This window comes from Natronocella acetinitrilica (genome assembly GCF_024170285.1).
Classification (GTDB): domain Bacteria; phylum Pseudomonadota; class Gammaproteobacteria; order Nitrococcales; family Aquisalimonadaceae; genus Natronocella; species Natronocella acetinitrilica.
The window spans coordinates 69,484-84,382 of sequence record NZ_JALJXV010000008.1 but is presented as its reverse complement, the minus strand read 5'-3'; the positions used below and the strand labels follow the sequence as shown (position 1 = coordinate 84,382).

Sequence of the window (14,899 nt, the reverse complement as noted above, 5' to 3'; positions counted from 1 at the left end):
CTGCATTCGGACAAGTAGTCGACGGGCCGGTTCCAACCTTCCATCGCCACCCTTCTTCATGCCTCTTCCATGGTACACAGGAGCGGGTGCTGGTGTTGCCGCGCGTACTCGTTCACCTGCTCCACCTTGCTTTCCGCCACATCCCTGGCATAAACGCCGCAGACTCCGCTTCCCTTAGTATGGACCTGCAACATCACCTGTGTCGCTTTGGACCTGTCCATTGCGAAAAAGGTCTGCAGGATCTCCACGACGAATTCCATCGGAGTGTAGTCGTCGTTCATCAAAAGCACTTTGTAGAGGGGCGGACGTTTTAGCTTCGGCTTCGCCTCCTGCAGCGCAACACCGTCGTCCGACCCTTTGCGTCGTTCGTCACCCATGAGTTCCGGGAGTCCACATCAATCTGTTGGGAATCATCTACATCGAGCCCTCAGGCCGCGGCAGACGACCCATGGTTCGCCGCTGCGCCACTGTTCAACCTCCACTATAAGCAAGGCTGCTCGATGCTCCAATGACGAGAGGTTGGGGTTGTGCGGCATTTCTCAAGTCCGCCACAGACAGACAGCTGGGAAGGCACTGAATTCCACAGACAAAACGGCCCGGGCAAAAAATGCCCGGGCCCTTGGGACAGAGTGATCAAATCACCCGACGGACGGTTGACCTAGGGAGACAGCGTCTCCCTAGAACTGCTCCTCTTCGGTGGAGCCGGACATGGCCGTCACCGAGGACTCGCCGCCCTGTATCGTGTTGGTCAATGCGTCGAAGTAGCCGGCGCCCACTTCCCGCTGGTGGCGGGTCGCGGTGTAGCCGTGCTTCTCCGCGGCGAATTCAGCCTCCTGCAACTCCGAGTAGGCCGACATCTGCCGCTCCTTGTAGCCCTTGGCAAGCTCGAACATGGAGTAGTTCAGCGCATGGAAGCCGGCCAGGGTGATGAACTGGTACTTGTAGCCCATGGCGCCCAGTTCCCGCTGGTACTTGGCAATGGTGGCGTCGTCCAGGTTCTTCTTCCAGTTGAACGAGGGCGAACAGTTGTAGGCCAGCATCTTGTCCGGGAACTCACGCTTGATGGCTTCGGCGTACTTGCGGGCGAATTCCAGGTCCGGTTTGCCGGTCTCGCACCAGATCAGGTCTGCATAGGGCGCATAAGCGAGACCCCGGGCAATGGCCTGATCGTCGCCGGCGTTGGTCCGGTAGAAACCTTCCGCGGTACGCTCTCCGGTCAGGAAGGCCTTGTCCCTCTCGTCGATGTCGGAAGTCAGCAAATCCGCCGCCAGGGCGTCCGTCCGCGCCACCAGAATGGTGGGCACGCCCATGGTATCCGCCGCGAGTCGGGCACCGATCAGTTTCTGCACCGCCTCCTGGGTGGGAACCAGCACCTTGCCGCCCATGTGACCGCATTTCTTCACCGCGGCAAGCTGGTCCTCGAAGTGCACACCGGCCGCGCCGGCGCGGATCATGCTCTTCATCAGCTCGTAGGCATTCAGCACACCGCCAAACCCTGCCTCGGCGTCTGCCACGATGGGCGCCATCCAGTCGATGCTGTTGTCGCCTTCCGCATGGTGGATCTGGTCGGCCCGCAGCAGGGCATTGTTGATGCGCTCAACCACGTTGGGCACGGAGTTGACCGGGTAGAGGGACTGGTCCGGGTACATGGTCCCGGCCAGGTTTGCATCGGCGGCAACCTGCCAGCCGGACAGATAAATGGCCTGCAGACCGGCCTTGACCTGCTGCACCGCCTGGTTCCCGGTCAGGGCGCCCAGCGCGTTGACGAAGGGCTCGTCCTGCATCAGTCGCCAGAGCTTTTCGGCGCCGCTGCGCGCCAGGGTGTACTCGATCTGGACGCTGCCGCTAAGCCGCACTACTTCCTCTGCGCTGTATCCGCGCTCCACGCCCTTCCAGCGCGGGTTTTCCGCCCAATCCTGCTTGAGTCGATCGATTGCGGCCTGATGAATGCTCATTGCTGTATCTCCCTCTTGGGCGCGTCAAGCGCCCCTGGTGTCAGGAACTCGACGAAGTCGTCATGACCCGCATCCAACATCGGAAACGGATCGCAGTGCCGATGGGCACACGGCTCGAAAGCCGTCCGTCACGTGCATGTCCGCTCAGTGCGCTGATGCGCAGACCCGCTGGGGATGACCGACTTTTCTGAAGGCGGTCTCGCCGTCGGACACATCGTGCCGGCCTGCCGGTCCGCCGTTGCGGCACGGGCAGTGGGCCGATTCGACTGTTGAGGCGCATGTTCCACCTCTCGGCTTCGCGCTCCTGGCCGGCCTCCGCCCTTATCAGAGTGCCGCCGAGTCGCGCTCGGGGTCGTTTCGGAATGTCACCCGCGTCAACGAGCGAACAGTGCTGGCTTCGCTCCTGAAATGCCTGGCCTTGGTCCGGATAATCGGTGACGCGAGTACCCGAAGCCGTCTTAATGCTTCAGAGCCCCGCCAGGACAAGGTGCTGTTTCCATTTCTGTGGAAGATCGGGGTTTATCCCGATACCCTGCCCTGCCGTCTGACCGCCGCCTGCTCCCGTATCCAGAGCCCCTGCACGGGCTTTTCGCTCTGAGGAACAGCATTTCATTTTTGACGCAGCTCCAGTGTATTGCCGCGCCGCAGCATTTGACAATGGGTGCGGGTCAATCTTGAATATTGATTTTCTCAATACAAGGGTGGCTCTGTGTCAGAAAAGTCGCCGGCGCGTCTGTACTACAAGAACAACCGGATCAAGCAGCTTCGGGCATTCTGTTTCACCGCACAGGCGGGCAGCATTTCCCGAGCCGCAGAGCGCCTGTTTCTCAGCCAGCCATCGGTATCCCTTCAGATTCAGGCCCTTGAACGGGAAATGGGGATTACGGTGTTCGAACGCCGGGGGCCTCGCATTACCCTGACACCCGACGGAAAAACCCTCTATGAACTGGCGTTGCCACTGGTCGAGGGCATCGACGCCCTGCCCGCCCAGTTCGCCGCCCGCAGCCAATCCACCGAGAGTGGGCGCCTCGACGTGGCGGCGGGGGAATCCAGCACGCTTTACCTGATTCCGGATCTGTTGCGGGATTTCATGGATCGCTACCCGGAAAGCCCGGTAAAGCTGCATAATCTGATTGGTGCCGACATGCTGGCCGCCTTGCGCAACAATGAGGTGGACTTCGCCATTGGCTCCATGCTCGACCTGCCCGACGACATCAACTACCGACCCGTCTATTCCTTTGCAACCTCGCTGATCACACCGCTGGACCACCCGCTGGCGGCGAAGAGCGACATCACCCTGGAGGATCTGGCCTCCGACGCCCTGATACTGCCGCCCCGCCACCTCACCACCTGGCGCCTGGTGAACCTGGTCTTGCAGCAACAGAACATCCCCTACCAGGTGCGTCTCGAGGTCGGTGGCTGGGAAATCATGAAAGCCTATGTGGAGCGTGGTTTCGGTATCGGCATTGCCAGCAATATCTGCCTCACCGGCCGGGAACAATTGGCCGTGCGGCCATTGCCGGAGGTCTTCCCGCGGCGCACCTACGGTGTGATGTGGCGTCGCGGCAAGTTCCTGTCGCAGACGGCTCGCCGCTTCATCGAGCTGATGGACCCGAATTTCTTTACCGCCGGCCAGGATCAACGCTTCGACATCAATCACGAACCCAGCGGCAACCAGGTCTTTGTGGCCGCCAGTGGTGCTCCCAGCCGACGTGAAACCAGTGTGGCGGAGGATACCGCCCCCCTCGACACGCCAGCCAAGCCGGGCTAGTGTCGCGCCCCATGTTGTGGAAACCCAATGTCACCGTGGCGGCAGTGATCGAGCAGAATGACCAGTTTCTGTTCGTGGAAGAGCATGCCGACGGTCGTACCGTCCTGAACCAGCCCGCCGGCCACCTGGAAAAGGGCGAGAGCCTTGAGGACGCGGTGGTCCGGGAAGTCCTGGAAGAGACTGCCTACCCCTTTGTTCCGAGGGCGCTGATCGGCGTTTACCGCTGGCAGCATGCGGCCAAGGACCTGACGTTCCTGCGGGTGTGTTTCGCGGGTGAGATCGGCGCGTTGGATACGTCGCGCACACTGGACGCAGATATTATCCGTGCGCTGTGGTTGCCCGCCGATGTGGTGAACCGCCAGGCCGAGCGTCTGCGCAGCCCGCTGGTGGCTCGCTGCGTCCACGATTTCCAGGCGGGCAAGCGGTATCCCCTTGATATTCTGTGTGACATCCCCGATGTTCCTAACAACCCAGTTATTTTTGAGGAATAGCCATGACCCGGCGCAGTGGCGAGCGCGTTGTTGTTGGACTCTCCGGCGGCGTTGATTCCGCCGTCGCCGCGCTACGCCTGGTAGAGGCCGGTTACGACGTCCACGCCCTGTTCATGAAGAACTGGGAAGACGACGACGATGACACCCACTGCACTGCGGAACAGGATCTCGCGGACGCACGTCAGGTTGCACAGCAGCTCGATATTCCCCTGCACCAGGTCAACTTTGCAGCACAATACAAGCGCGACGTGTTCGAACACTGCCTGCGGGAATTCCAGGCGGGCCGTACGCCCAACCCGGATGTGCTCTGCAACCGGGAGATCAAGTTCAAGGCGTTTCTGGAACATGCGCTGCGGCTGGGAGCCAAGTATGTGGCGACAGGCCACTACGCCCGCATCGAGCCAACCGCGAGCGGCGTATGCTTGCTCCGGGCACACGACGGCAACAAGGATCAGAGCTACTTCCTGTACATGGTCGGCGAGACGGCCCTTGCCAAAACGCTGTTCCCCCTGGGCGATCTGACCAAGCCCACGGTGCGCCGCATTGCCGAGGATGCAGGCTTCGACAACTTCGAGAAGAAGGACAGCACGGGCATCTGCTTTATCGGCGAACGAGACTTTCGTGCCTTTCTGGCACGCTATATCAAATCCCGGCCGGGCCCCATCGTCACCACCGACGGTGAGACCGTAGGCGAGCACATGGGGCTATCGTTCTACACACTGGGGCAGCGCCAGGGCCTGGGCATAGGCGGCGTACCGGGGCGCGCCGGGCCATGGTTCGTGGCCGACAAGGACCTTGAGGGCAATAATCTCATCGTCGCTGAAGGCATCGACCACCCCGCCCTGCTCAATGACGGCCTGCTCGCCAATGACCTGCACTGGGTCGCTGGTGGACCACCGGCAGGAGAGTTCCGCGCCGGCGCAAAAACCCGCTACCGGCAGGCCGATCAACCCTGCCGCGTCACCATGCTGGACGGTGATGGCTGCAAGGTGCACTTCGACGACCCGCAGCGCGCCATTACACCAGGGCAATCCGTCGTGCTTTACCAGGGTGACGTCTGCCTAGGCGGCGGCATTATTCGCGAGCGCATCACCGTGCGCCATGACGAGGCCGTGTCGTGAATGCCGAAGCACCCCATCAGGCCCAGGCCCTCGCCCTCGCCGCCCTCTATCAGGCCCTGGCACAGGTGCGCATGGTGGCGACCACCGGTCGCTGGGACGCCGACGACGCCGAGACCTGCCTGCGCGGCCTGACTGTCGAATTCCAGGAAAGCCTGGACGGATTATACGGCGGCACCGGGCGGCTACGTACCGGGTTGCAGCAGTTGCACACGCAGTTGAGTCAGCCCCAGGACATGGACCTGACCCGTTACGCGGTCATGGCCCTGCACCTGGAGCGGAAACTGGTAAAGCGGCGGGGCATGCTGAGTACCTTGCGGACCGGTCTTGACCAGGCGCGGCATCAGGCGGACTACTTCTCCATCACTCACGAGAACGTGGTCGGCAAACTCGCGGATCTCTACCAGAACACGGTCAGTCATCTCACGCCGCGTATCATGGTGCAGGGCAAACGCGAATGGCTGGAGGACCCGCAACGGGCCAACCAGATCCGCGCCCTGCTGCTGGCAGCAATCCGCGCCGCCACCCTGTGGCGACAGGCCGGCGGCGGCAGGCTGCAACTGATTTTCGGCAGAGCCCGACTGCAGAGCACGACCAATCAGTTACTGGACGGCGCTACCACCTGAGGCCTTCCAGCCCCGGCGGCTCCTGCGTCGAGCGGCGCTTGAAATGCACGCTTGCGCTATGCTGCATGGCCGCAAAACCATCATTCTTCGTGTATGATGTTGGCGCCGAAAAAGACACCTTGCTGCACCCTGCCAACCCCGCGACGACCACGCTCCCGCGCGGTCCAAGTGTGGCTTGAGAACACGGCGGACAGGCAACAGTGACCGATACTGGGAGGTATAATGAAAGACAGCTTCAACACACGCTCCACGCTTGAGGTCGGCGGAAAAACCTACGACATCTTCCGCTTCGACAGCCTGCGCGATAGCCACGACGTGGAACGTCTTCCTTTTTCGTTGAAGGTTCTTCTGGAAAACCTCCTGCGCAAGGAAGACGGCGTCAACGTGACGCGTCAGCACATCGAATCGCTGCTCGCCTGGGACGCCAGGGCAAAGCCCAGCGACGAAATCGCATTCACCCCGGCACGGGTGGTCATGCAGGACTTCACCGGCGTACCGGCGGTGGTCGACCTGGCCGCCATGCGCGATGCCATGCAGCGCCTCGGCGGAGATCCCACCAAGATCAACCCGCTCGAGCCGGCAGACCTGGTGATTGACCACTCCGTGATGGTGGATCACTACGGCGCCAAGGACTCCCTCGACCTCAACACCAAGCTCGAATATCACCGCAACAAGGAACGCTACAAGTTCCTGCGCTGGGGCCAGACCGCGTTCTCCAACTTCCGCGTGGTGCCACCGGGCACCGGTATCGTTCATCAGGTGAACCTGGAGTACCTCGCCAAGGTTGTGTTCACCAAGGACGAGGACGGCAAGACCGTGGCCTACCCGGACACCCTGGTGGGCACCGACTCCCACACCACCATGATCAATGGGCTCGGCGTCCTCGGTTGGGGTGTCGGCGGCATAGAAGCCGAGGCAGCCATGCTCGGTCAGCCGATCTCCATGCTGATCCCCGAAGTCATCGGCTTCCGCCTCAAGGGCGAGTTGCCGGAAGGCACCACTGCCACCGATCTCGTGCTCACAGTCACGCAGATGCTCCGCAAGAAGGGCGTGGTGGGTAAATTCGTCGAGTTCTTCGGCGATGGCCTCTCCAACATGCCCCTGGCGGATCGCGCCACCATCGCCAACATGGCGCCGGAGTACGGTGCGACCTGCGGCATCTTCCCCATCGACGAGCAGACGATTCGCTACCTGGAGTTGTCGGGCCGCACGGAAGAGGAAATGGCGCTGGTGGAAGCCTACGCCAAGGCCCAGGGCATGTGGCGCGAGAACGGCGCCCGGGAAGCCGACTACAGCGACGTGCTGGAACTCGACATGGGCACGGTGGAGCCGAGCCTTGCCGGCCCCAAACGGCCGCAGGATCGCGTCTCGCTCAAGAACACCAAGGCGACGTTCGTCAGTAACCTGCAAGCATTTCTTGACGAGCACAAGACGCCGGAAGAAACCCGCTTCGAAGGTGAAGGCGGCGACACCGCCGTGGGTGGCCAGATCGACTTTGATCGCGGTGCGGTGGAAGTCGAAATCAACGGCAAGAAGGAACTGCTCTCTCATGGCGCCGTAGTCATCGCCGCCATCACGAGTTGCACCAACACATCCAACCCGGACGTGCTGGTGGCTGCGGGGCTGGTGGCCAAGAAGGCGAATGCGCTTGGCCTGAAGAGCAAGCCCTGGGTGAAGACCTCCTTCGCCCCCGGCTCGCAGGTAGTGCCTGCCTACATGGACAAGGCCGGTCTCACCGAGCATCTGGATGCCCTTGGCTTCAACCTGGCGGGCTTCGGCTGCACCACCTGCATCGGCAACTCCGGCCCGCTGCCGGATCCGGTTGCCCAGGGCATTCGCGAGGGCAACCTGATGGTCGCCTCCGTACTCTCCGGCAACCGTAACTTCGAAGGTCGCGTGCACCCGGATGTGCGCACCAACTGGCTGGCCTCGCCGCCGCTGGTGGTCGCCTATGCACTGGCCGGCAACATGCAGGTCGACATCACGACGGAATCCCTGGGCAAGGACAAGAACGGCGACGACGTCTTCCTGAAGGACATCTGGCCCACCCAGCAGGAAGTGGCCGACGTGGTGGGCGGCAATCTGAGCCGCTCCATGTTCCAGGAGCAGTACAAGGATGTATTCGCCGGCGACAGCAACTGGCAGGGGATCGAAATCGCCCGCAGCGAGAACTACGACTGGGCGCCCTCCACCTACATTGCCAACCCGCCCTACTTCGAGGGTATGGACATGCAGGAGCCGGGGGTGCACAGCATCAGTGATGCCCGGGTACTGGTGTTCGTCGGTGACTCCATCACCACGGACCACATCTCCCCGGCGGGCGCCATCAAGCCCGACAGCCCCGCGGGCAAGTACCTGCAGGAGCAAGGAGTGGAACCCAAGGAGTTCAACTCCTACGGTTCACGCCGTGGCAACCACGAGGTGATGATGCGTGGCACCTTTGCCAATGTGCGGCTGCGCAACAAGATGGCATCGGGCACCGAGGGTGGGTGGACGACCCATGTACCCAGTGGCGAGGTCATGAGCATCTTCGACGCTGCGCAGAAGTACAAGGAGGCAGGCACCCCACTGGTGGTTCTCGCCGGCAAGGAATACGGCACAGGCTCCAGCCGCGACTGGGCCGCCAAGGGTACTAACCTGCTTGGCGTGAAGGCCGTCATTGCCGAGAGCTTCGAGCGCATCCACCGCTCCAACCTGGTGGGTTTCGGCGTGCTGCCATTGCAGTTCAACGATGGCGACAGCGCCGAGAGCCTCGGACTGACGGGCAATGAATCGTTCACCTTTGGCAAGCTGGACGATGAGCCCACCAGCCTGAAGGTTACGGCCCGAAGCGACGATGGCCGGGAAGTCAGCTTCCAGGCGCAGGTGCGGATCGATACGCCTAAGGAGTGGGACTACTTCCGTAATGGCGGCATCCTGCATTATGTGCTGCGGAATCTCGCCAAGGCGGCCTGAGACCGACCTGCGTAAAGCAGTTCAAGGGCCGGCTGACATGCCGGCCCTTTTTCTATCTGCCCGATCACCCCGGCGCCTCGCCGTCGCCGGCCGCATCGCCGTGTATGCACTGTGACGCGACACACGGATTCCAGCACGCTCTCATTCTAAGCTTCAGTGTCGGCCGAACCCTACGCGCGCGCATGCAGGCGGTCACTGCCCCGTCGACTGATATCGGGATCATGGGTGGACGAGTCCAGCGAAAGCCTCTATCGGGAACTTTTCGTCGAGCATCCGGCAGTAAAACTGCTGGTTTGCCCCGACACGCTGGCTATCGTCGATGCCAACCATGCGGCGGCCGAGTTCTATGGCTACTCCCGCGATGCACTGGTTGACAGCAACTTCACCCGTATCAGCAGTCGCCCGGCAGATGAAATCATCGCCGACATCAAGGTCGCGCTCCGCGGAGAGCGCCGCCATTTTCACTTCCGCCATCGCCTGGCCTCCGGCATCGTCAAGGACATCGACCTGCAATGCGGGCCCATGCATTTTCGTGGTCGCCTGCTACTTCACATGCTCGTTCACGACGTCACGGAGCAGCAGCGCAACTACGAACAGTTGCTGAGTTACCGGGAGATCTACGAACGCCTGCCGGTGGCCTTCTATCGCGCCACACCCGGCCCCACCGGGCGCTTCCTGGAATTCAACCAGGCCTTCATGCGCATGCTCGAGGCCGAGTCCCGCGAAGCCCTGCTCGATCTTGATGTTTCATCGATTTACGTCGACCCCTCACATCGATCGCAGTTCTCGGAGGCGCTGCTCTGTCGCGACAAGCTGTTCCGCCATGAGCTGCATCTGCGCACCATCAAAGGCAAAGCCATCTGGGTGGCGGATACGGCTTTCCGCCACGTGAACGAAGGCGGTCAGGAAGTGTTTGACGGCGTGATGGAGGACATCACCGACCGCAAGCGTCTGGAGCAGGAACTGGAGCGGCGTGCGACACGGGACGAACTGACAGGGCTCTACAACCGGGGGCACGCGTCGACGCAACTCGATCATGAAATACAGCGCATCGAGCGCTATGACGGCGAACTGGGCGCCGTGATGTTTGACCTGGACGAGTTCAAGAACATCAACGATACCTTCGGCCATCCCACGGGCGACAATGTGTTGCGTCAGATCGGGGAGCTGATTCGATCGGCCATACGGGAAGTGGACCTGCCTGCTCGCTGGGGCGGAGAGGAATTCCTCATCCTGATGCCGTCCACGAATGAGCGCGGGGCGGCGCAGATGGCTGAAAAGCTCCGGGTCATGGTCAGCAACATGCGCTTCGCAGCCGTTGGTCGGGTCACGCTGAGCGCGGGCTCCGCCGACTACCGCCGGGGCGAGGGTGAAGAGGCCTTTCTTCGCCGCCTCGACCGTGCACTCTACGCTGCCAAGGGCGGTGGCCGGGACCGTGTGGTGGAAGCACGCTGACACGCCGGACCGAGCAGAGATCCGATGTGCCAGAACGAGATGACGCGGCGATCAGAAGTCGAGCTTGACGCCGGCCCACAACTCCCGCGACTTGCCTGGACGGGCGCCCGCCGGGCGGAAATGGGCAACATAGGTCTCGTCGGTCAGGTTCTCCACCGCGGCGAACAGCCGGGCATTGGTATGCACCCGGTACTCGGCGGACAGATCCAGCAGCAGCCTGGACTCGATCTTCTGCCGGGAAAGCGCCGGATCGGCCTTGGCCTGCGCGCCGGACACGTAGTTGGCGTTCAGGTTGACCTGCCATGCGGATTGCCCGACACCCACGCCGACGTTCACCTGGTGCTCCGGTATCTCCGGGATGGAATCACCTTTTCGCGCATTGGCCCACTGGTTGGGAGCGGTGGACCCGATATCCTGCTTGAAGCGGCTTTGCGTCAGGGTGTAGCCCACGCGAACGGGGACGTTGTATCGCCAGCCCCGGGCGGCACCCAGATCGTGCAGCAGCAATGCCTCGACCCCGTAGATCTCGACTTCACCGGCGGCCACGGTGTCGCCGATATCCGCCGAGCCACAACCGCCGCCAACAGCAGTGCACTCGATGTTGATATTGGAATAGTCGTTATAGAAGCCGATGACCTCCGCCTGCGTGGCCGCACCCTGGAAGCGGAAACCAGCCTCGTAGTTGATGCTCTGCTCTTCTTCATCATCCGGCGACGCACCACCGGGCGCGAAACCCTTGTGAACGCCGGCCAGCACGCTCCAGCTCTGGTCAATGGCGTAGGTCGCGCCCACCCCTGGAATCAACACCCGGTAATCGTTGGAGTCGTTCTGGGTCCGGTTGCCGCCGGAGCGGGACGGGCCGCTCCAGTCCTCGCGACGGATGTTGATGTCCTCCAGTCGCAACCCTGCGGTAACCGCCCATGGGCCCCGTCGTGCCGTGTTCTGCAAATACGTGGCGACAGCTCTGGCACGGGTGAGCCGGTTCGTTGTCTCACCGAATTCTTCCCGGGATTCCAGCACCATGTAGCCATTCTGCATGCTGTAGAGATCCTGCCACTGGAAACGGTCCTCCTCGTCCTGGTGGAAGCGCAGACCAACATCCAGTTCATGATTCCAGCCGATGGCGTCATAGAGGTAGCCGAGTCGCAGATCGATGCCCTGGCCGTAGTACTCGCGATTGTTGGCCCGTACCGCACCCCGTGCGTCGGGGTTGTTGGGATCCCCCTTGATCCAACTCAGTGCATCGTCGTTGGCGTCGGGGTCGTCGAGTATGGGCGTGATGCCCTGGAAACTGCCATCACCGTTGCCATCGACCTCATGCAGCTTGTACCAGTTACGTACGGTTTCCGTGCGGTAGATGGAGGTACTCATATCCACGTTCTGGTTGAACTGGATGTAATGGCGCAGTTGGTAAAGGTCGTTGGACGTATTGATCTCGTCAAATTGCGAGCCCCGGTAACGCCGGAAGGGGTTATTCGAGAAATCCTGCGCCGTTAACCCCAGATAGGTGTCCTGAATCGATCGCTCGTCATTGGCGAACTTGAGTTCAACCTCCTGATAAAGCTCCGCACTGGGGTCGCTGTTCCAGCGGAGCTTTGTCAGCAGATTGCGCCGGTCGAAGCCCGTATTCGGGTCCGGCTGGTTGGGTCCACGGGCGGGGTTGTCCAGTTGCTTGAAGCCGTCACTCCCCTCCTGCAACCCCTCGACCAGCCAGCCCCACTGGCCGACCGTACCACCCAGGTTGGCATGAACCCGACGGCCGTTGTTGGACCCGAACAGCACATCGGCCTTGCCACTCAGTTGGCCGGGGATCGGCGTCGACAACATGTTGATGGCGCCGCCGGTGGTATATGGCCCGTGACGGATCGAACTGGAGCCCTTGAGCACCTCGACACGGTCCATGCGGCTCATGGGTGGGAAATAGTAGGCCGCCGGCGCGGAATACGGCGCCGGCGCCACTGGCACCCCGTCCTCCATGATGGTGACGCGGCTGTTTCGCTCCGGCGGAGTCCCCCGCATGCTGATGTGCGGGAACTGGCCGAACCCCTCCTCCTCGGCGACGTTGACCCCCGGCACCGCACGCAGTATCCGGTGCGGGTCACTGTAGCTGTGTCGATCCAGCACACTGCGGTCCAGTACCTGGGCGGAGCCCGGGACTTCCCGAATGCGATCCGGATCCCCGGTAATCGTGATGCGCTCCAACGCCCGCTCGGTCTGCGGGCCCGACTCCTGCGCCAGCGCCGGGGTCAGAGCGCCACTCGCCGTCAACAGCACGGCGCCGCCCACCAGCGCCGCCCGATGTAGAGCAAAATCTGTCATCTTCGATGCCTCCAGTTAATCGTGTCGAGAGGCCGAGTCTATGCAGTAATGTTACAAAAGACAATGCGACTCATTCGTATTTGTTTTTGCATTATTGAATTGCGCAATGCATCAAGCCCGTGAACGCTTTAGAATCGAAGTTTCGATTTCAGTAATGACGGACGGCATGAAACAACAACACTTCGACACGGCAGTCATCGGCACCGGGCCCGGCGGCGAAGGAGCCGCGCTAAAACTCTCCAAGAGTGGTCAAAGGGTTGTAGTCGTTGAGAGTCACGATGACGTGGGCGGCGGCTGCACCCACTGGGGGACGATTCCTTCCAAGGCGCTACGCCACAATGTGCGCCGGATGATGGAGTTCAACACCAACCCCCTGTTCCGTGACGCTGACGGCATGAAGCGGTTGTCCTATCCACGGGTGCTCAAGTTCGCGGAACAGGTCATCAACAAGCAGGTGGCGCTACGGGGCAGCTTTTATAGCCGTAATGACATTCCGGTCATCCACGGTCGCGCGAGCTTCGTGAATGACCACTCGCTTGAGATACGCGCTGCCGACGGCAAGGCAAGCCGCATCCATGCCGATCGCTTCGTGATTGCCACTGGCTCGCGGCCCTATCGCCCCGACGATGTTCCCTTCAACCACCCACGGGTTTTCGACAGCGACCAGATCCTCTCCCTCGACCACACGCCACGCAGCATCACCATCTATGGCGCGGGCGTGATCGGTTCGGAGTACGCGTCGATCTTTCGGGGGCTTGGAATGAAGGTGGACCTGATTGATTCGCGGGAACGCCTGCTCACTTTCCTCGATAACGAAATCAGCGACGCCCTCAGCTACCATCTGCGGGAGTTGGGCGTGTTGATTCGCCATGGTGAGACTTACGCCAAGGTCGAACCGCACGACGATCACGTGGTACTGCACACCGAATCCGGCAAGCGCATCAGGAGCGACATACTGCTGTGGGCGAATGGACGAACGGGCAATACCCAGGAGATGGGGCTGGAGGCACTTGGCATAACACCCAACAGCCGCGGCCAGCTGGAAGTCAACGATGTCTACCAGACGGCCCAACCACACATCTACGCTGTCGGCGACGTGATCGGCTACCCCAGTCTTGCCAGCGCCGCCTACGACCAGGGCCGTTTCGCTGCCACGCACTTGCTGAATGGCAGCAGTGATTACCGGCTCGCGCAGGATATTCCCACCGGCATCTACACCATTCCGGAAATCAGCTCGGTCGGCAAGACGGAGCAGGAACTGACCAACGCCAAGGTGCCCTATGAGGTCGGCCACGCCTTTTTCAAGGACCTGGCCCGGGCACAGATCGCCAATCAGGGCGTGGGCATGCTGAAGCTGCTGTTCCACACCGAGACCCTGGAAATCCTGGGTATCCATTGTTTCGGTGACCAGGCCGCGGAGATCGTGCATATCGGCCAGGCCATCATGGCTCAGCCCGGTGACGCCAACAGTCTGCTTTACTTCATCAATACAACTTTCAACTATCCCACCATGGCCGAGGCCTATCGGGTGGCCGCACTCAACGGCTACAACAGGATCAACTGATGTCTACCTCGCGCACCGCCACATCCGTCCCAGTGACGTTGTTCTTCGACTACAACTGCCCGTTCTGCTACGTGGGCAGCCATCGGCTTGAACAACTGGCGCAGGAATATCCCCTGGACATACTTTGGCGATTCGTGGAGATCCACCCAGGCAACGACCCGGCGGGCCAACCGCTGGAATCCCTGGGTTATCCGCGGGATCGCTGGCAGGCAATGACCCAGGCGCTGGAGTCCATGGTGGAGGAAGACGGTCTGCCCTGGCGCTCGCGCAGCTTCACCACCAATTCCCGCAAGGCCATGCAGCTCGCTCAGGCCACGCTGCTGCAACGCCCCCAGGCATTCCTGCCACTGCACCGCGCCATATTCCACCGGTATTTCGCCGAGGGCGACAACATCGGCGATGTTCAGGTTCTCGAGGCGCTCGCCACGGAACACGGCGTTGACGACCTCACCGAGATTGCCTGGAAAACCGAAGGCCCCACGAAGGTACTGCTGGCCCACGTGGACGCAGCCAGGGAGCTGGGTCTCACCGGCGTGCCCACGCTTGTGGTCTCCGGCAAGCCCTTCGCGGGAGCCGTGTCGCTGGACCTGTTGCGTCAGGCGCTGGCCCGGGAGGCCCACCAATCCCCAGACCAGGAGTAGATCC

At 61.8% G+C, this 14,899-nt stretch carries 11 protein-coding genes; 8 read left to right on the top strand and 3 right to left on the bottom strand.

Features of this window, described 5'->3' with window-relative positions; genetic code table 11:
* Positions 1 to 56 precede the first annotated feature (56 nt).
* Positions 57 to 377: an ATP-dependent Clp protease adapter ClpS gene (clpS, locus tag J2T57_RS16075; protein WP_253480836.1), complete on the bottom strand. Its 321-nt coding sequence runs from the start codon at positions 375 to 377 to the stop codon at positions 57 to 59.
* A gap of 300 nt (positions 378 to 677) precedes the next feature.
* Positions 678 to 1,955 carry an isocitrate lyase gene (gene aceA / locus J2T57_RS16070; RefSeq protein WP_253480833.1) on the bottom strand — a complete coding sequence of 426 codons (1,278 nt, stop codon included), beginning with the start codon at positions 1,953 to 1,955 and terminating at the stop codon, positions 678 to 680.
* A gap of 709 nt (positions 1,956 to 2,664) precedes the next feature.
* Here aceA and J2T57_RS16065 point away from each other — a divergent pair.
* The 6 genes from J2T57_RS16065 (at position 2,665) to J2T57_RS16040 (ending at position 10,371) form a co-directional block, all read left to right on the top strand.
* Positions 2,665 to 3,726 (top strand): LysR family transcriptional regulator, encoded by a 1,062-nt coding sequence (locus J2T57_RS16065; protein WP_253480830.1) that lies wholly within the window; start codon positions 2,665 to 2,667, stop codon positions 3,724 to 3,726.
* 11 nt (positions 3,727 to 3,737) lie between these two features.
* Complete coding sequence (locus J2T57_RS16060; protein WP_253480827.1) at positions 3,738 to 4,217, top strand: NUDIX hydrolase; 480 nt, start codon at positions 3,738 to 3,740, stop codon at positions 4,215 to 4,217.
* Between the two features lie 2 nt (positions 4,218 to 4,219).
* On the top strand, positions 4,220 to 5,338 hold the full coding sequence (mnmA, locus tag J2T57_RS16055) for a tRNA 2-thiouridine(34) synthase MnmA (protein ID WP_253480824.1): 1,119 nt from the start codon (positions 4,220 to 4,222) through the stop codon (positions 5,336 to 5,338).
* Positions 5,335 to 5,961, top strand: a complete 627-nt coding sequence (gene hflD, locus J2T57_RS16050; protein ID WP_253480821.1) for a high frequency lysogenization protein HflD — start codon at positions 5,335 to 5,337, stop codon at positions 5,959 to 5,961. The genes mnmA and hflD overlap by 4 nt, the downstream gene beginning before the upstream one ends.
* A gap of 222 nt (positions 5,962 to 6,183) precedes the next feature.
* The gene (gene acnA, locus J2T57_RS16045) at positions 6,184 to 8,916 is read left to right on the top strand and encodes an aconitate hydratase AcnA (protein WP_253480818.1); all 2,733 of its coding nucleotides are present in this window, start codon (positions 6,184 to 6,186) and stop codon (positions 8,914 to 8,916) included.
* 225 nt (positions 8,917 to 9,141) lie between these two features.
* Positions 9,142 to 10,371 carry a sensor domain-containing diguanylate cyclase gene (locus J2T57_RS16040; RefSeq protein WP_253480815.1) on the top strand — a complete coding sequence of 410 codons (1,230 nt, stop codon included), beginning with the start codon at positions 9,142 to 9,144 and terminating at the stop codon, positions 10,369 to 10,371.
* A gap of 51 nt (positions 10,372 to 10,422) precedes the next feature.
* Here the strand turns inward: J2T57_RS16040 and J2T57_RS16035 are convergent, their stop codons facing one another.
* Positions 10,423 to 12,690 carry a TonB-dependent receptor family protein gene (locus tag J2T57_RS16035; protein ID WP_253480806.1) on the bottom strand — a complete coding sequence of 756 codons (2,268 nt, stop codon included), beginning with the start codon at positions 12,688 to 12,690 and terminating at the stop codon, positions 10,423 to 10,425.
* A gap of 166 nt (positions 12,691 to 12,856) precedes the next feature.
* On the opposite strand from J2T57_RS16035, the gene sthA reads away from it, so the two are divergent.
* Positions 12,857 to 14,254 carry a Si-specific NAD(P)(+) transhydrogenase gene (gene sthA / locus J2T57_RS16030; protein WP_253480804.1) on the top strand — a complete coding sequence of 466 codons (1,398 nt, stop codon included), beginning with the start codon at positions 12,857 to 12,859 and terminating at the stop codon, positions 14,252 to 14,254.
* Positions 14,254 to 14,895, top strand: a complete 642-nt coding sequence (locus J2T57_RS16025) for a DsbA family oxidoreductase (protein ID WP_253480801.1) — start codon at positions 14,254 to 14,256, stop codon at positions 14,893 to 14,895. The genes sthA and J2T57_RS16025 overlap by 1 nt, the downstream gene beginning before the upstream one ends.
* Positions 14,896 to 14,899 lie beyond the last annotated feature (4 nt).